The 18,201-nt window shown below is 62.2% G+C and carries 14 protein-coding genes; 6 read left to right on the top strand and 8 right to left on the bottom strand.

Annotated elements, in window-relative coordinates:
* The 8 genes from BM254_RS01205 to BM254_RS01170 all read right to left on the bottom strand — a co-directional run bounded on the left by BM254_RS01205 (window position 1) and on the right by BM254_RS01170 (window position 11,097).
* Window positions 1–1,158: an alginate O-acetyltransferase gene (locus BM254_RS01205; RefSeq protein ID WP_091997724.1), complete on the bottom strand. Its 1,158-nt coding sequence runs from the start codon at window positions 1,156–1,158 to the stop codon at window positions 1–3.
* Window positions 1,159–1,167: 9 nt separating this feature from the next.
* Window positions 1,168–2,586, bottom strand: a complete 1,419-nt coding sequence (locus BM254_RS01200; RefSeq protein ID WP_091997722.1) for an MBOAT family O-acyltransferase — start codon at window positions 2,584–2,586, stop codon at window positions 1,168–1,170.
* 2 nt (window positions 2,587–2,588) lie between these two features.
* A complete protein-coding gene (locus BM254_RS01195) occupies window positions 2,589–4,166 on the bottom strand; it encodes a right-handed parallel beta-helix repeat-containing protein (RefSeq protein ID WP_091997720.1) in 1,578 nt (525 codons plus the stop codon).
* 10 nt (window positions 4,167–4,176) lie between these two features.
* Window positions 4,177–5,601: an alginate export family protein gene (locus tag BM254_RS01190; protein WP_091997719.1), complete on the bottom strand. Its 1,425-nt coding sequence runs from the start codon at window positions 5,599–5,601 to the stop codon at window positions 4,177–4,179.
* Between the two features lie 5 nt (window positions 5,602–5,606).
* On the bottom strand, window positions 5,607–6,977 hold the full coding sequence (locus tag BM254_RS01185; RefSeq protein ID WP_091997717.1) for a tetratricopeptide repeat protein: 1,371 nt from the start codon (window positions 6,975–6,977) through the stop codon (window positions 5,607–5,609).
* A gap of 14 nt (window positions 6,978–6,991) precedes the next feature.
* Window positions 6,992–8,161, bottom strand: coding sequence for a PilZ domain-containing protein (locus tag BM254_RS01180; protein WP_091997716.1), 1,170 nt, complete (start codon window positions 8,159–8,161; stop codon window positions 6,992–6,994).
* A 62-nt stretch (window positions 8,162–8,223) separates the two neighbouring features.
* Window positions 8,224–9,702, bottom strand: a complete 1,479-nt coding sequence (locus tag BM254_RS01175) for a glycosyltransferase family 2 protein (protein WP_245777353.1) — start codon at window positions 9,700–9,702, stop codon at window positions 8,224–8,226.
* 84 nt (window positions 9,703–9,786) lie between these two features.
* A complete protein-coding gene (locus BM254_RS01170) occupies window positions 9,787–11,097 on the bottom strand; it encodes a nucleotide sugar dehydrogenase (protein WP_091997712.1) in 1,311 nt (436 codons plus the stop codon).
* A gap of 666 nt (window positions 11,098–11,763) precedes the next feature.
* Between BM254_RS01170 and BM254_RS01165 the strand changes: the two genes are divergently transcribed.
* The 6 genes from BM254_RS01165 to BM254_RS01140 all read left to right on the top strand — a co-directional run bounded on the left by BM254_RS01165 (window position 11,764) and on the right by BM254_RS01140 (window position 18,157).
* Entirely contained in the window at window positions 11,764–12,564 is an 801-nt protein-coding gene (locus BM254_RS01165; protein WP_091997710.1) for an SDR family NAD(P)-dependent oxidoreductase, read from the top strand.
* Between the two features lie 10 nt (window positions 12,565–12,574).
* Window positions 12,575–13,780 (top strand): acyl-CoA dehydrogenase family protein, encoded by a 1,206-nt coding sequence (locus BM254_RS01160; protein ID WP_091999091.1) that lies wholly within the window; start codon window positions 12,575–12,577, stop codon window positions 13,778–13,780.
* Complete coding sequence (locus BM254_RS01155; RefSeq protein ID WP_091997708.1) at window positions 13,780–14,805, top strand: phosphotransferase family protein; 1,026 nt, start codon at window positions 13,780–13,782, stop codon at window positions 14,803–14,805. Before BM254_RS01160 ends, BM254_RS01155 begins: the two co-directional genes overlap by 1 nt.
* Window positions 14,802–15,164: a DUF6285 domain-containing protein gene (locus BM254_RS01150; protein WP_091997706.1), complete on the top strand. Its 363-nt coding sequence runs from the start codon at window positions 14,802–14,804 to the stop codon at window positions 15,162–15,164. Before BM254_RS01155 ends, BM254_RS01150 begins: the two co-directional genes overlap by 4 nt.
* Before the next feature lie 25 nt (window positions 15,165–15,189).
* On the top strand, window positions 15,190–16,803 hold the full coding sequence (locus BM254_RS01145; protein ID WP_091997704.1) for a long-chain-fatty-acid--CoA ligase: 1,614 nt from the start codon (window positions 15,190–15,192) through the stop codon (window positions 16,801–16,803).
* A gap of 130 nt (window positions 16,804–16,933) precedes the next feature.
* Window positions 16,934–18,157, top strand: coding sequence for an ABC transporter substrate-binding protein (locus BM254_RS01140; protein ID WP_091997702.1), 1,224 nt, complete (start codon window positions 16,934–16,936; stop codon window positions 18,155–18,157).
* The last annotated feature ends 44 nt before the right edge of the window (window positions 18,158–18,201 follow it).

Below are 18,201 nucleotides of genomic sequence, written 5' to 3'. Positions count from 1 at the left end.
TCAGTGCTCCTCGGGGTTTGATGGATTGCGGTTGATGGCAGCTGCCAGTTGATGGCTGGTGTTCCCGAACCAGGCCAGGGCCTGCTCGGATTCAATGGGCTGGGCCAGGTATCGCTCCGGGAATTCCCAGAGCACCAGGCTCGGCCGGTTGGTCCGGAACTCCTCGGACTGGAGGTATTCCGTCATGGGTTCAAACGGGCCTTGTCCCTCCTCGGCCAGGTTGATCAGATCCTTGCCCAGGTAGCGCCGCAGGGCACCCGGAAAGTCCCACAGGGGATTGGCGCTGTAGCTGGTGCCGACCAGCACCAGGTCAGTCTGCTGTTCCGAAAACAGCAGGTCAGTGGCGCTCTCGTCGCTTTTGGCCTTCACCGTTTCGCGCTTGTTGAAACGGTCCGGGCGGGGAGCCAGGTGCTCGAACAGCGGGTCCAGGGGCAGGTAGTTGAGCAGATCGCCCTCATGCCGGATCGGTTCGCCCAGCGTGGTCACAAACGTCTGCTCTCCCCATGGCTGCTCGTCCAGGCTATGGCGGATGAAGCCCGAGGCATGGCGCGCGAAGACATCGGCGCCTGCAGGCGACCAATGGGTATCGGTTCGGAGAAAGACCTGCGTTCCTTCCACCTGCGCCCGCTCCAGTTCGTCCAGCAGATCCGGCCCGGTGATGCCTTCCGATTCCAGGCGCTCAAGGAACCGGGGGTACAGCGCCTGCATTTCGGGGGCAGGGCGGGTATCGCCGAGTTTTTCGGTGTAGATGCGGGCTTTGCTCGGTACCACCAGCACCACCAGGGGAATGTCCCGGGCGCGCAGGAACCGGTTGACCTCGACCACCCGTTGGAGGTTGGTGTCGATCAGTTCGGAGTTGTCGGTGGCCGGGAACAGTTCCTCATCGGTGAACAGCCAGTTCTCACGCCCGATGGTCACGCCGGGACGTCCCTCGTCGAACACCAGGTAATTGATCGCGGCCCAGATGTTGGTCCCGAGGTCGCGAACCGGAAACCTTTCGTCGTAGTGGTTCTCCAGGTCCCGGGCCAGCTCGCCGTTGATGGGATCGAGCTTTTCGGCTCCCCCGTAATTGGCGAGCGAGCGCAGGGACAGGCCGCCCAGGGTCAGGACGGTGACGATGAAGAGTCCGGCGGTCAGTTTTTTCGAAGTCCTGGTCATGGCATCACCTCAGAACTGGAAGTAGAGGAACGGCGAGAAGCTTTCCGCGGAGAGCTTGAGCACCGCCATCAGGAACACGGGAAGCAGCAGGGTTGGCAGCACCACCCGCAGCGGCGTGGCACGGACCCCGTCGAGGCTCCAGGAGAAACGGTCCCTCATACCCATGACCACAACGATCAGGTAGGCCAGTATCAGGATCGCCACGTTGAGGCCGCGGATGTCCTTCAGGTAGGCGCCGCTCAGCTCAAAGCCGGAGAAACTGAACATGGCGCTGTAAAACTCGAACGCCGATCCGATGGTCGAGGCCCGGAAGGTCACCCAGCCGACCATCACGAACAGGAAGGTCATGAGCCAGCGGCTGATCCGGAAGCTCCGGGGTGCACCGGACACACCCAGGGCCCGCTCGATCGCCAGCAGGCCACCGTGCCACGCGCCCCAGAGCAGAAAAGTCCAGTTGGCGCCGTGCCAGAGACCACCGAGCAGCATGGTCAGCAGCAGGTTGCGATAGGTGCTGACAACGCCGCCCCGGTTACCCCCGAGCGGAATGTACAGGTAGTCACGCAGCCAGCTGGACAGGCTGATGTGCCAGCGCCGCCAGAACTCGGTGATGCTCTGGCTGATGTAGGGCTGGTTGAAGTTCTCGACAAAACGGAAGCCCATCATCAGGCCCAGCCCGATGGCCATGTCCGAGTAGCCGGAAAAGTCGAAGTATAGCTGGGCGGTGTAGGCCAGGATGCCCAGCCAGGCGTCCGCCGTGCTCGGGTCGGAGAGGGCAAAGGCGCTGTCTGCCAGCGGCGCGATCGAGTCGGCGATGAACACCTTCTTGATGAAACCCTGCATGAAACGGATGGCGCCTTCGCCGAACTTCTCCAGGGTATGGGTGCGGTAGGCGAACTGGTCCGCCAGATCCTTGTAGCGCAGGACCGGACCGGCAATCAGTTGCGGGAACAGCGCGATGAAGGCGGCGAAGTCGACGAAGCGCCGGGTCGGCTCGGTGTCGCCCCGGTAGACATCCACCACATAGGAAATGGCCTGGAAGATGTAGAAGGAGATGCCGATGGGCAGGATGATGTGGGCCAGTTCCAGCGGCTGATAACCCAGGGACACGAACAGGCCGTTCAGGCTGTCCACGCCGAAGTTGGCGTATTTGAAATAGCCCAGGGTAGCCAGATCCCCGGTGATACCCACGGCGACCCATTTCCGGGCCCGGGCCGTGCCGATCCCGCTGCGGTAGATGCCGAGGCCGATCACATAGTTCCAGAGTGTGACCGCAACAAACAGCAGCAGGAAGTCCACCCGCCACCAGGCGTAGAAGGCGTAACTGCCCAGCAGGATGACCCAGGACCGGTGCCGGAAAGGCGTCAGGTAATACAGGCCCAGGAACGCCGGCAGGAACAGGAACAGGAAGATATTGGATGAGAAAACCATGGTCAGCCTCCGGCGTTACCGTTGTTGGAAACGGGATTCGGCGTCAGGCGTACGGCATGGCGCCCGTTCAGGAGAGCATCGAAGATCTCGGTCTGATAGGTGCCCAGCAGGCCCTCGAAGTGGATGCCCACGTCCGAGCGCGGAAAGCGCATGTTGACGTCATAGAGTTCCAGGTACTGGGGGTTGTCCGAGGCCAGCGGACCGCTGGCGTTGGCGGCCAGGTTGCCGCCGACGATGGTCATCGACACGGCCTGGTGGTAGTAGTCTTCCTCGAAGTTCCGGTCGGTGGCGCTCAGGTCCTTGACCTGACCGAGTACGCCGTAGGTGCCGTTGAGGGCGGCGACGTTGTTGTAGACCCGGACATTGGTGCTGTTGCGCACACGGATGCCGTTGCGCAGGTTGTTCATCAACCGGTTTTCCCACAGCAGGTTGTCCGGTGACTCGTACAGGCCGATACCGTCGCCCTGGTTGTCATGGACCAGGTTTTTCGCGACGACGTTACGGCGACTTTGCCGGTCCAGCACGATGCCCGACAGGCCGTTCTCGTAGCTGTGGTTATTGATGATCCAGCTGTCGTTCACCTCCCGGGAGATGATGATGCCGTGCTTCTCCCGGGTGCCGTAGACCTCGTTGCCGGCGATCAGCAGATGGCTGGAGTAGTCGTGCGGGTCGATGCCATAGACGATATTGTCGTGGTAGACATTGTTTACGATGGCCACGTTCTCCGCTTCGTAGCAGTAGAAGCCGTAATAGATGCCGGAGAAGGTGGACTCGACCAGCCAGGCTTCTGGCGCCGACCGTTGAAGCCGCTTGTTGTCGTACTCCGAGTACTGAGCCACGGTGAAGCCGTAGGATTTGCTCTGGTTGTAGCCGAGGTGCTGGAAGGTGGAGCCGAGCACAAAGGTCTCGCTGCCGCCCCAGCTGACGAAGAACGGTCGGAACTCGGACTTCCTGATGAAGGTGGCTGGCCCGTTCGCCTTCTCCCGCCAGCCGGTGATGGTGCTGTCGATCACGAACAGCCAGCCGTCATTGGCCATGAACGCACCCCGCTCCTCGGACAGGCGCAGGGTCTCGTCCCGGATCACCAGGGTCGCTTCCGGCTGCACCACCAGGGGCAGACGTACTGTGTAGGAGCCGTCGTCGCTGCGCTCCATGTAGCGGGGATTGCCGACCTGCCGGTACACGTCATCGAGGGTGGTCCGTCCGGCCTCCACCAGGATCGCCTTGGGATGGGAATACTGGCGGATCACCCATTCCCGGGCCCGGCCCTGATCAACGAAGTCCCCCAGGGCGGGAATCTCACCGATGCGCTGTACGGATACCCGTGGAGCATTCTCCGGCCGTTGGGCCAGCTGCTGCTCCACTGCATCGCGGCTGTATTGCGATACGTCCGGCAGTTCCGGAAGCTCGGTGGCCACCTCCTCGCCCGGTACTACCTGCAGCCGATAGTCCTCCAGCTCGTACTGGGGCGCGGATTCCGATGGCTCCAGCCGGGTTTCCAGATTCGCCGCAGCCGCCACGGGTATCAGCAGGACGCAGGTATAAATAGGCAGCAGGCGCAACAGTTGATGGTGTTTCATGGCCATTTCCCTAGAATCGCTTCGCTACGTCGAGCACGACACGATGACGGGCGTCGTCCGCGTCTGGACCATAGGCGTCGCCCGGGAAGAAAACGCCGCCGCGCAGTCGCACGTCAAAGGTGTTCCAGGCAGCGCCGTCATCACCGTAGTAACCCAGCACCAGATCGACGGACTCGCCCAGGTCGTCACTGGTGCCGGTGAATCCCGGTTCGATCAGGTCCGAGGTCACCGTGCCGGCCTGGTCTTCCAGCCAGTAGCGGTGGTACATGAGGTTGGCCGCCCAGTCGTTCCGGTTGGTGAGGGCGGTGTAGGCCGTGATGGTCTTCAGGTTGCTCCACTCGGGCTGGAAGGCCTCCCCGAACCGGGCGACCTGGGATCGGGTACCGGTGTACCGGGACCGGTTGCTTTCCAGACCGGTCTGGCGGAAGGCGTCGGATTCGTCGGCGCTGTCACCACCGGAGGCGATGGCACCGTGGACGCCCGCGGTCCAGCGTGGGCTGTCCACAAGCTGGGCCCGCAGGCCGATATCGGCAGCCCAGCCGCTGACATCCTGCTCCTGGCGGGACAGCAATCCGGTCTCGGTGGTAGTCAGGCGGGACTGGTCACCGGTCACGGCGGCCACTGACGCCAGGTACTGGAGCCGGCTGTGGGAGTGCCAGTCGAAGTAGGCGTTATCCGCCCGGGCACTGGCCCAGGTCAGTGAGTCGGTCACCCGCCCGGGCAAGCCATTGTCGGCCTCGGCTGCCAGGTCGCGGTCATTGCTGTAGCGCTCGGCATGGGTCACAAGGAACGTGAGGTAGTGGTCCTTGTGCCACTGCCACCGGGTCTGACCAAAGGCCCGGGCAATGTCCTGTTCCTCGACCGGCAGCTCGCTGACATCGGTGCGTGCCTCGGAAACCTTGTTGGCAATACCTGCCGTGGCGTCCAGCAGCGTGGTGTCGAAAATCCAGCGCGTCAGGGTGATGTCATCGTCCCACCACATACCGGTGTCCTCTTTCAGTCGCTCACGACCGAAACGGATGGATTCCCCGGGGTAGTCGGTAAGGCCGTTGTAATCGAACCAGAACTCCCTGAGCGCAAAGAAGGCGTCGGTTTCGGTGCCGCCGATTTCATCACTGACGTCCACCTGGCCGGTGGCCCCGAAGGCCTGGAGGCGGAGTTTGGAGCGCCAGTGCTGTGACAGCTGCCAAACCCACTCGGGCTTGAGGTCCAATGCCACTTCGTCCGACTTGGTGCTGGAGCCGGGGGTGGTGCCGAGCCTGCGGTCACCTTCGCTGATCAGGCTGAGCTTGGCCCGGGTGTTGTAATCCAGAAGCCTCGGATAGGACACGTCGGTTTCGCTGTCCCGGGTTTCCTGTGCCCAGCTGGCTGTTGTGCCCAGGCAGCCGAGTACCATCATCAGTCCGGCCATTCCGGTGGTTCCGTTCGTTGCCATGTGGGTTAGCCCCCCTGACGTTGTCTGTTTGTTTGGTCTGAAGCGCCGGTGGCCTGGCGGCGTGCTGCCAGTTCCCGGTTCGCCAGTGTTTCAGCCGCCTGCTCCAGGGCCCTGGGCATCTGGGGCACCATTTCCACCAGAAGCTCTCTTGCCCGTGGCAAACCGGCATCGGTGGCGAGCAGGGCAAAGGACCAGGCGTACAGCCTGTTCACTTCGATGCCCTTGCCCTCCCAGAACATTTCGGCCAGCAGGTAATCCGCCTTGGCGTAGCCGCGCCGGGCGGCTTTGAGCAAATGGTCCCGTGCCTTTTGCGGTTCCGGCTCGCCCAGGTACCCCCGCTTGTAGATCCGGCCCAGCAGGTAGTCCGCCGAGGGGTAGCGCTCGCTCGCCTCGCTGGCGTACTCGATGGCCTTGCGGGCATCAATCGGGACAATTCGTCCCCGCTCATACAGCCGGGCGAGTGTCAGCGAGGCCTTCAGGTCCCCCTGGCTGCGGGATGTCTCCAGCAGGCGGATCACCTCTTCGGCGTCCGCCAGGTAGGTGTTATCCATGATCAGGCGGGCCCGCCCGGTGATTGCGGGTACGTAGTCCGGAATCAGCAGCTGGTAGAGTTCGTTGGTTACAGCGACCTGCTTGGCGGGTGATTCGTCGTCGGACAGCCAGCGGGCGAATACATACAGGTCGCGATCGTCGATCTCGCCCTGCTCCCAGGCCTTGCGGGCCCTGGCCACCAGTGCGTTGAAGCGCTCGGTGTGTCCGTCCGCCAGGTAGACCCGGGCAAGGATCACCAGGCAGTCCGGATGGGACACTGCGATCGGCTCGCACAGGGACACGATTTCACCGGCCCGGGCCTGTAGCTGACCGTTCAGGATGTAGTAGCGCGCCAGGGCAAGATCACCGGAGGGGTCGCCTTTCTGCCGTGCCCGCTGGATCCACTGCATCGGGTCGGCCTTGGGGAACTCCTGCGGGCGATCCAGGTAGAGCTCGATCAGCGGCATCAGCGCACTGTCATCGCCCGCCGCCATGGCTTTTTTCAGGTAGAACTCGCCTTTGGCTCGCTGGCTGACGCTTTTGCCCTCGCGGGCGTACAGCTTGCCCAGCCGGCTCAGGGCCCGGTCGCTGCCTTGCTCGGCCGCAGCCTGGTACCAGTGCAATGCCTTGCCGAAGGCCTCTTCGGATTCCTCGTCGGAGTACAGGTCGCCGAGCTCCACCTGGGCGTCGGCAAGCCCGAACTTTGCGAGTTTGGTCAGCTCTGCCCGGGCCGCGCCGAGGTTACCGGCGGCGGCCTCCTGCTCGGCGCGCTGCATGTCCGGGAGGCCGCTGCAACCGGCGATTCCCATCAGCAGGAGCATGGCTGTGGATGCCTTGTGGATCATGACCTGGGCTCCAATTAGTTGCCGGATACTCGGTCGACGATGCCGTCCAGTGCGGACAGCTGGATGACGTCAACGGTCACGCCGATGGGGCGGCCCACCGCTTCAAGCGGCATGGGTTCCTCCGCCTGGATCAGGGCGTTGATGGCGGTGCCCGGCTGGTTGGGGGTCTCGGCGTCGACATAGAGTGATTCGATGGCGCCCGCGCGGGTCTCGCCACCGGCCAGGTGCAGGGTGACGCTCTGGCCCTCCTGCAGATTTTCGCCTTCAGTGAAATTGAACCGGGCGATGATGTGGGCAGAGGCGTCGGTCGGGACCAGCACCGCGATCTGTTCACCCTTGCTCATGTACTGGTCTTTGGCCGGCAGCAGGTTGAGCACCTTGCAGTCGCACGGACTGGTCAGGGTGCCCCGGACGCTCTGGCCCAGGAGTTCCTCGATCTGCTCGACGGTGTAATTGCCGTTGCCCACCAGTTCGTTGACGTAAGAGAGCATGGGCGCATCGAAAGTGGCGATCGGCTGGCCGGCTTCGACCTGGTCGCCGGGCTTGACCAGGGTGGTGACCTTGCCGTCCTTGGGCAGGCTGACCGGTATGTCCTCGGAGGCCACCATGGCGGTCTCCGCCTTGGTGACGAAGTAGATCTGCCAGAGCTGGTAGCCGATGAAGGTAACGGCGATCAGGCCAATCCCCATCACCACCAGGCTCACGACCATCGCCCGGGCGCTGGCGAAGAACCCAAGGGCCTGGCTGGATTTGCTCTTGCGCGCCTTGGTGAAGTTCTCCCGGGACAGGGTGTTGAGGACATCTCCGGCGGAGACCAGTTCACCGCTGAGGAACGAGGTGATCAGGTAACGCAGGACCGAGACCTCGCGCTGGCCCAGGTTCTGGAATTCACAGCCACAGCGGTCACTGTCGTGCCCGAGGTTCCTGGGCACGAATTCCACTTCCACCGCCATGTCCATGCCGTCCACCTTGAACACCAGCCGGCCGTTATAGACCTTCCCGCGGCGCAGGGACTCATTGCCCAGGCGGATGCAGAAACCACCGGCAGACAGATCTTCCAGTGGAAAGCGCACGGGGGCGCCGTCGAGTTTCAGGAAGAGTGTCGCCGGCATGCGGACCCGGGCGAACTGCCTCTGTGCTTCGGATTCGTGTACAAACTGCGGTGCTATCGCTGCCGTGTTCATTACTTTGACCCTTGAATGTTGGCTGTTTTGTTAATGCTTGATTCCCCGTGGCGCGGTTGGCGTCACACGATGAACATGACGGTTGCCAGGAAGACGCTGCTGGCAGAGAACGTCATGATCCGGGATGACCAGCGGTTCATGCGCTGCTGGAACGAGGCCGAATCCGTGCTGTAACTGGTCTTCTGGCGTGTCCAGGACTGCCGGTCGAGCCGGAAGAACACATAGATCTTCATCAGCGACCCGAAGATCTGGTTGAAGTACAGGATCAGCGGGTAGGCCGGCCCCACCGGGTGCCCCGTGGCCAACAACATGGCGCTCAGCACCAGGCGGGTAAGGCCGATCCAGAGCAGGTAGGCGATCAGGATCACGCCGGAGTACTTGATCGCTGCCACGATCGCGGCGGTCAGACCCAGGATGCTGGTCCACATGGAGATCCTCTGATCCCAGAGCACGTACCAGGTGAACCACCCCAGGCGGCCCGGCCCCAGCTTGGTGGCCCGGCTGTTTTGGCGCAGGTTGTTGCCATACCACCGGAACATGAGCTGCCTGGCCGAGCGGATGAAACTCGGATCGGGTGGATGCTCGACGGTGTGGATGGACGCATCGGGCACGTAGAAGGTGTCGTAGCCCAGGCGCATCATGCTGTACCAGCTGGACTTGTCGTCGCCGGTCAGGAACCGGAACTGGCCCAGCCGCCAGTGTTTGAGGGAGTCGTACTCCACGTCGGAGATGAACTCCGGACGGGTCACCACGCTGGCGCGGAAGACCGACATCCGGCCGGTCAGCGTCAGCACGCGCCGGGACAGCCCCATGGAGCACATGTTGATGTGCCGTTGGGCGAACCGCAGCTTGTGCCACTCGGACATCAGGTAGCTGCCCTTCACTTCGCAGAATTCGTTGGTGGTCAGAGCACCCACCCGCGGCATCAGCTTGAAATAGGGGGCGGTCTTGCGCACCACACCGGGATCCAGGACGGTGTCGCCGTCGACCACCGCAACGATGGCGTTGTCATCGGGAATGGCGCGGGAAATGGCCCGGAAGCCATAAGCGAGGCCGTCGCGTTTACCGGTGCCGGGAATGCGGACCAGGTTCAGCTGGACCCGCTCCGGTGGGTTGAGCTTGCGCCAGAGCGAGCGCATCAGCATTTCATCGGACAGTTCCACGATGGAGGCGACCACGGTGGTCGGCCAGCCACAGTCGATGGCTTCGCGGATGATCGACTCGTAGACCTGTGCGGTGGTGGCGGCGTCGATCCGGAAGCTGGTCACCATCAGGAAGACATGGGATGGCGCACCCTCGTCCCCCAGTTTCCGGGCCTTGCGACGCAGGATCGGGTAGGCGTGATGCAGGAAGTACATGCCCCGGACAAAATGGGTGATGCCCACGGAGTAACGCCAGAGGCCGATGCCGCCGATCAGCAGGATGAAGTGGGCGCCGCCCGGGACAATGAACTCCCTGGGCAGGGCGACCGCTAGCGATCCCAATGCCGCCAGGTACAGGCACCAGCCACCGGCACGAGAGAAAGGGTTGTCCGGAATCATCGACATGGCCGAGGTTCTCCAGGGTTCATCAGTAAGGTCTGCTCACAAGGAGCCCCGGCGCACTGGGGTGCCGGGGCGCGGGTGTTACCAACAGATGCCTTCGAGCACACCGTTGGTGGTGGTTTTCATGAAACCCACCAGGTCCACGACCCGTTTGCCTTCGGGCACTTCCGCGATGACGGTTTCGAAGAGCTCGTCGTTGTTGCCGACCACCAGTACATCCCCATGCTCGACCACGCCGCGCAGATCGCTGTCCATCAGGTTGGAGAGATGGGGAATCTTCTGGTTGATGTATTCCCGGTTGGCACCGTGGGTGCGGGCGTAATCCACGTTGCGGTCGAAGATCCGGAGGTCATAGCCCTTGCCGATAAGCAGCTCGGCCAGCTCCACCAGGGGGCTTTCCCTGAGGTCGTCGGTGTTGGCCTTGAAGCTCAGGCCCAGCATGCTGATCTTGCGGCGGCCGTAACCGGTCACGATGTTGAAGGCCTTGGCCACCTGCTCATTGTTGCTGCTCATGATGGAGCTGAGCAGGGGATGTTTGACGTCCATCTGATTGGCCCGGTAGGTGAGGGCGCGGACATCCTTGGGCAGACAGGAGCCGCCGAAGGCGAAGCCGGGGCGCATGTAATAGCGGGAGATGTTCAGCTTGTTGTCGAGGCACATCACGTCCATGACGTCCCGGCCGTCCACACCCATGGACTTGGCGATGTTGCCGATCTCGTTGGCAAAGCTGACCTTGGTGGCGTGCCAGACGTTGCAGGTGTACTTGATCATTTCCGCCACCTCGATGGGCTTGCGGATCAGCGGCGCATCCAGATCGCCATAGAGTTCCGCAAGCAGTTCACCGGAGCGGTCATCCAGCTGCCCGATCACGGTCATGGGCGGGTGGTCGTAGTCCTTGATAGCCGTGCTTTCCCGGAGGAATTCCGGGTTCACGCAGACACCGAAGTCCTGCCCGGCGATCTTGCCCGAGGCCTCCTGCAGGATCGGGATAACCACGTCCCGCACGGTGCCCGGCAGCACGGTGCTGCGAACCACCACCAGGTGCCAGGCGTCCTTCTCGCGCAACGCCGTGCCGATGTCCCGGGCAACCTTCTCAACAAAGGTCAGATCCAGGTCGCCATTGGGCTTGCTGGGTGTGCCGACGCAGATCATGGACATCTCGCTTTCCAGTACAGCGGCCATTCCCTCGGTGGTCCCTTTGATGCGGTGGGCGCGAACGCCGTCCCCCAGCAACTCTTCAAGGCCCGGCTCGACGATCGGCGATTTGCCGCTGTTCACCAGCTCGATCTTGACCGGGGAAACGTCCACCCCGACCACCTCATGACCGCGACGGGCCAGACTCGCCGCACAAACGGCACCCACATAACCCAGACCAAATATGCTTACACGCATGGTTATCCGCTCCCTTGTTGTTCCGGAAAGATGTACCGTTGTTACCGGTTTCGGTGTTGCTTTCCGGAAAACGTCAAAAAAATGGTGTTTCTGAGGTTGTTAGCCAAAGCCGTTATGTCCTGGCTTCGTGTCTGCAAAAAATGGTCCTTCACCGCGTTGTGAATCGGTGCGAACACGACCGGTTTTCCTGCAGTCCTTTTCCTGTTTCGGGCTCTGGAAAAATTTCCTCCGGCGGCCCTGAAACAGTTTTAAAACGTACCGAAACAAATAATTAAATGCCTGTTACACAATGATAATTTTGAATTGTCGGCTTGATTTACATGTATGGAATTTGGTGTGAATCCGGGATAGACAGGTGTGCGTCAAGTGCTTGATTCCCAGTGGGAGCACCAGGCAGATCTGTCGTTTTCACAGGCAGGAATGGGCGACAAAATATTGACGACAGCGGTTTTGTAAATTCTGTTTATCTATTTTGGGGAGGAAAACTATTTCGAAAACGTCTTAAAAATAGTTCTTGTTACGGGAACTTTCTGAACGATGTCCCGATTGTCATTTCCTGAATGGATCTTTTTTTACGGGTTCATCGTGTCCGCGCGCCACCTTCCGGAAATTGGGGCTTGAATATTTCGAGCGCTCGTTCTATTTTTGGGTTCCGGAGGTCGAGATATGAACAATTCCAATAACACGAACCCTGGCAATACAGACTGGTCCCTGCACGTTGGCGGCAAGACCGCACTGGTCACCGGCGCCGCTGGCGGTCTGGGCCACAGCTTTACCCGGTGCCTGCTCGAAGCGGGCGCCACGGTCATCGTCAGTGGCCGCCGCCGCGAGGCGCTGGAGTCCCTCAAGAGCTGTTTTCCCGAGCATGCCGGTCGGATCCATGTGGTCACCATGGATGTCACCGACGAGGCAAGTGTCACCGAAGCCTTCGACACCATGGCCGATGACGTCGGCATTCCGGATGTGGTGGTTTCCAATGCCGGCGTCGCCACCAGCAAAAAGGCGCTGGACCTGACCGGTTCCGACTGGGACCAGGTAGTCGATACAAATCTGAAGGGTTGCTGGCTGGTGGCTAATGAGGCCGCCCGTCGTCTGTCCGCCATCAACCGGGGCGGCAGCATCATCATGATTTCTTCCATCCTTGGCCATCGGGTGGCCGGCAACGTGGCACCCTATGCGGCGGCCAAGGCAGGTGTCGAGCAGCTGACCCGGGCACTGGCGCTGGAATGGGCCCGTTATGGCATTCGCGTCAATGCCCTGGCTCCCGGCTACATCGAGACCGATCTGAACCGTGATTTCTTCGCGACCGAGCCCGGCCAGAAAATGATTCGCCGGATCCCCCAGCGCCGCCTCGGGCAGGCGGGGGATCTGAGCGGGCCATTGCTGCTGCTGGCCTCGGACCTTTCCGACTACATGACCGGCAGCACCCTCGTGGTGGATGGCGGCCATCTTCAATCCTCGCTGTAAGGAGCAGGCTGTGGACTTCAATCTGGATCCCAGGAACGAATCGTACCGGAAACGCATCCGGGACTTTGTGGAACAGGAGCTGTTACCGCTGGAGCAGAACCCCGACGCCTATGACGAGCATGAGAACATTGCGCCGGAATATCTGGAGCAGATGCGCGCCAAGGCCAAACAGCAGGGTCTGTGGTGCCTGCAGATTCCCGAACATCTCGGTGGCCAGGGCCTGGATATCTCCGGCATGGCGGCCTGCTACGAGGAAATGAACCGATCCATATTCGGACCGGTGGTGTTCAACTCCGCAGCGCCCGATGACGGCAACATGATCGTATTGGCCAAGGTAGCCACCGAGGCCCAGCAGGAGCGTTGGCTCAAGCCCATTGTGGAGGGCCGGGTCCGGTCGTCCTTCGCCATGACCGAGCCACCTCCCGGCTGCGGCTCGGACCCCGGTATGATGCAGACCACCGCCACCCGCAAGGGCGACAGCTGGGTGATCCATGGTCACAAGCATTACATCACCGGGGCCGGAGAGGCGTCCCATTTCATTTTAATTGCCCGTACCTCCGACGATACCCGCAAGGGCCTGAGCGCCTTCATGTTCCACAAGGACGATCCGGGCTGGGAAGTGGTCCGCCGCATTCCGATCATGGGGCCGGAGGAGCACGGTGGTCATTGCGAGATCCGTTTTGACGGCCTGGAGATTCCCGACGAGAACCGGCTGATGGAAGTGGGCGACGGCCTCAAGGTGACCCAGATTCGTCTGGGCACGGCCCGTCTGACCCACTGCATGCGCTGGCTGGGACTGGCCCGCCGTTCCCTGGAAATCGCTACCGACTATGTCGAGAAGCGTGAATCCTTCGGCCAGACCCTGGCCCAGCGTGAAGGTGTCCAGTGGCTGCTGGGCGAGGCCGCCATGGAGATCCAGATCGGCCGGCTGCTGACCATGCACGCCGCCTGGAAGCTCGATCAGGGCGACTTTGCCCGCAAGGACGTGTCCATGGCCAAGGTTGCGGTGGCGGATACCCTGCATAAGGCCGTCGATACGGCTATCCAGCTCTGTGGTGCCCGGGGTTATTCCAAGGATACACCGCTGGAGTGGATCTACCGCTATGCCCGCCAGGCCCGCCTGGTGGATGGTGCCTCGGAAGTGCACAAGATGGTGTTCTCGAAGCTGCTGCTGTCGGAGCGCACCGATTTCTGGCACTGGGGAGTGAAGCCCTGATGTCTGCTTTGGCCGACACCTTCAGCAATTTTATTGTCCGGCAGACCGGTGCCCGCAACGCGCGGGTCATCGATTTCAGCAAGCTCTCCGGGGGCGCCATCCAGGACAACTTCGGGTTAACCCTGGAGCTGGAAGGCGGCGACCGGCCGGGCCGGCAGGAATTCGTGGTCCGGCAGGACGCCCCCTCCGGGGTGGCGGAGAGTCTGTCCCGGCCGGAGGAATTCCGGGTGTTGCAGGCCGCATTCGGCGCCGGAGTTACCGCTCCGGAGCCGCTCTGGCTGTGTGAGGACGCCGAAGTCAGCGGCCGTATCTTTTATGTCATGAGCCGGGCATCCGGTACCGCCTCACCACGGAAACTGGTCAAGGGTGATCTCACCGACGATCAGCGTCGGCACTTGGTGCGCCGGCTCGGTGCCGAGCTGGCCCGGCTGCACACAGTGCGGCCGCCGATGGATTCGCTGGCTTTTCTCGAGATGCCGACAGGGAGCAATCCGGCCCTGAGCCGGGTGGCGCTGTACCGCCGCTACCTGGAGGAAATCGGGGAACCGCATCCGGTGCTGGAATGGGCCCTGAACTGGCTCGAGGACCACGCGCCGGAACCCGGTCCCACGGTGCTGTGCCACTGCGATTTCCGCACCGGCAACTACATGGTGGATGGTGACGAGCTGACTGCGGTGCTGGACTGGGAATTTGCCGCCTGGAGTGATCCCTGCGAGGACCTGGGCTGGCTCTGCTGCCGCAGCTGGCGCTTCGGTGGTGATGACCGGGAAGTCGGTGGCGTTGGCGACAAAGACGATCTTCTGGCCAGTTACCGGGAAGTGAGTGGCGCCGACATCGATCCGGCTGCAGTCAGCTACTGGGAAGTCATGGCGCTGGTGCGCTGGGCGATGATCGCGTTGCAACAGGCACGCCGTCATATGTCCGGAGAACAGCGCTCACTGGAGCTGGCCCTGACCGGGCGCATGGTGGCCCAGATGGAATACGACCTGCTGAACCAGATTCCGGAATTGGAGGAGGGGCAATGATCAACGAGCCGGATAGCCGCGACCTGCTGACCGAGGCCCGCCAGGTGTTGCTGGATTCCCTGGTACCGGATCTGGCGGGGGAACAGAAATACCAGGCCCTGATGATCGCCAACGCCATGGGCATGGCCATCCGGGAGATCGAGCAGCGGGCGCAGGGTGAGCCTGACGCCACCGACCGGTCGCTGTCGCAATTCCTGGCCGGACACCAGTTGCCGGATGACCCTTCACAGGGTGAGCAGACTCTCGCCCGGGCCCTCCGTGACCGCCGGCTCGATGGCGATGATCCGGAACTGAGATCGGTTCTGAAGGGCATGACGGAGGCCCGGTTGCGAATCAACAATCCGGGCTTTCTGAAGTAATCCGGACAGTCCAACACGGTGCGATATGAACAAGTACAAGAACCTGAACAAGACCGCCGCCAACCATTCCGCCCTGACCCCGCTGACTCTGCTGCAGCGGTCGGCGCGGGTCTACCCGGACAAGCAGGCGGTCATCGACGATGACATGAGCCTGTCCTACCGGGATCTGTATCGCCGTTGCCGGCAGATGACGGATGCCCTGCGCGCCCGGGGTATTGTCCCCGGCGACACGGTAGCGATCCTGTGCCCGAACAGCCATGAAATGCTCGAGTCCCACTACTCGGTGCCCATGGCCGGGGCGGTGCTCAACGCCATGAATATCCGTCTGGACGCCGGCACTCTCTCGTTCATCCTCGCCCACGGTGAGGCGCGGGTGCTGTTCTACGACACCCAGTGGGAAAACCAGGTCCGGGCGGCGATTGCCGAGCTCGAGGTGCCGCCACTGCTGGTGGCCATCGAACGCAAGGCCGGCGCCAGCGAAGGACTGGCGGAACTGGATTATGAGTCCCTGCTCGCGGAGGGTGACCCGGAGGCATCGTGGTCGCAGCCGGACGACGAGTGGGATGCCATCACCCTGAACTACACCTCCGGCACCACCGGCAATCCCAAGGGCGTGGTCTACCACCATCGCGGTGCCTACCTGGCCGCCATGTCGAACGCCATGGCCTTCGACATGACCGCCGAGACCGTCTACCTGTGGACCCTGCCCATGTTCCACTGCAACGGCTGGGCCTACACCTGGGCGATCACCGCCGTCGGCGGCACCCATGTCTGCCTGCGGGAAGTGGATACTCGGGAGATCTATCGCCGGATCGAGGAATACGGCGTGACCCACATGTGTGGCGCCCCGGTGGTCATGAACATGCTGGTGCAGGATCTCGGTCGTGAGAACCTGACTCTCTCACGGCGCGCGCGATTCGCCCTGGGTGGCGCCGCGCCCCCCAGCGCCGTGATCCGCAAGGCGGAGGAAATCGGTTTCGAGATCACTCACCTTTACGGCCTGACCGAAACCTTTGGTCCGTCCACCCTGTGCGTGCCTCAGCCGGAATGGCAGGCGCTGCCCCTGGAAGAGAGGGCCGTGAAAATGTCCCGCCAGGGCGTGCCCACCCATGGCCTGGACGACGTAGACATCCTCGATATGGCCAGTGGTGAGCCGGTACCGGCCGATGGCAGGACCATGGGTGAGATCTGCATCCGGGGCAACACCGTGATGAAGGGCTATCTCAAGAACCCGGACGCTACCGACAAGGCCTTCCGGGATGGCTGGTTTCACACCGGTGACCTGGCGGTCATGCACCCCGACCGCTACGTTGAAATCCGGGACCGGGCCAAGGACGTGATCATCTCCGGCGGCGAGAACATCTCCAGCCTCGAGGTGGAGGAAGTGCTCTACCGGCACCCGAAAGTCTCAGAAGCGGCGGTGGTGGCCATGCCCGACGAGAAGTGGGGCGAGGTGCCCTGTGCCTTCGTCAATCCCATTGATGACGGTGACGAGCTGACCGCCGAGGACATCATTGCCTTTTGCCGGGACAACATGGCGCACTTCAAGGCGCCGAGGAAGGTGGTGCTGGGCGAGCTGCCCAAGACTGCCACCGGCAAGATCCGCAAGAACATTCTCCGGGACTCCCTGTCCCGATGATTGGGCTGACCATGGTCAGCAGGAGGTTGCGATAGCGCGAACAACGCATTCAGACCCACGACAACGGGCCCCGATGTAACGGGCCTGACAGTTCCAGTGACAACAAAGACAAGAACGCAGGAGCAATACCATGAAGAAAACAAGCATGAAGAAACTGCTGGTTGCGATGACCGCAGCCGCGACCCTGACTACCGCCGGGACCAGCTATGCCGAGGATCCGATCCGGATCGGCGGCCTCTACATCCTTTCCGGCAGTGCTGCCACCTACGGTGAGTTTGCCCAGAAGGGCATTGATCTGGCGGTCAATGAAATCAATGCCTCCGGGGGTATTCTCGGCCGGCAGGTGGAAATGATCTACGAGGACAGCCAGGGCAAGGCCTCGGTGGCCATCCAGGCCGCCCGCAAGCTGGTCTACTCCGAAGGGGCAGACGCTCTGGTGGGCCTGGACAGCTCGGGTGTGGCCCAGGGCATGGTGCCGACCATGCCGGAGCTGCAGAAGCCGCTGATCATCACCCACGCGGCCACGCCTGATGTCACCGGCAAGCTGTGTAACCCGTTCACCTACCGCATCAGCGTCAACGTGGCCCAGAACATGAAGGCAGCGGCGATGGTGGCGGCGGAAACCGATGCCACCAACTGGACCACCATCGGTCCGGACTACGCCTTCGGTCACCAGTCCTGGGAGTTCTTCGGTAACTACCTCAAGGACATCAAACCGGACGTGAACCTGATGTCCGAGACCAACTTCCCGCGCTTCGGTGCCGAGGACTTCACCCCGTTCATTGACAGGGTAATGAACTCCGATGCCGAGGGTGTGCTGATTTCCGTCTGGGGTGGTGACCTGGTCAACTTCATCCGTCAGGCCAATAACCGTGGCTTCTTCGAGAAGGACATGGAGCTCATGTTCACCGTCGGTGCGGCCACCGAAGTGCTGTCCGCCCTGGGTGAGGAAATGCCCGAGGGTGTGCACCTGTCCACCCGCTACTGGTACGAGGCCTACGACAACGACATCAACGACCGTTTCGTGAAGGCCTACATCGATGCCTACGGCAATCCGCCGAGCTATAACGCCGAGGGTGCCTACGCTGCCATCTATGCCTACAAGCAGGCGATGGAAGCGGCCGGAACCACCGAGGGTCCGGCTGTGGCCAAGGCCCTCAGTGGCATGAGCATGGAAGCCCCGAACGGTACGGTGACTTTCCGCAAAGGCGATAACCAGGCCATGGTCAGCCCGAACTGGGGTGTTTCCGGCCCGATGCATCCAGAGCACGGTATCCGGACCCTGACCAACCTGCAGATCTTTGACGGTGAAGAAGTAGCCCGCACCATCGAAGAGACCGGATGCAAGCTCTGATCTGAACCTTTTCAACAGCTTGCCGTGGCGCCCTCCGGGGCGCC

This window comes from Marinobacter pelagius, from assembly GCF_900114925.1.
GTDB lineage: Bacteria > Pseudomonadota > Gammaproteobacteria > Pseudomonadales > Oleiphilaceae > Marinobacter > Marinobacter pelagius.
The sequence above is the reverse complement of the archived record's forward strand: the minus strand, read 5'-3'. Positions and strand labels throughout refer to the sequence as shown.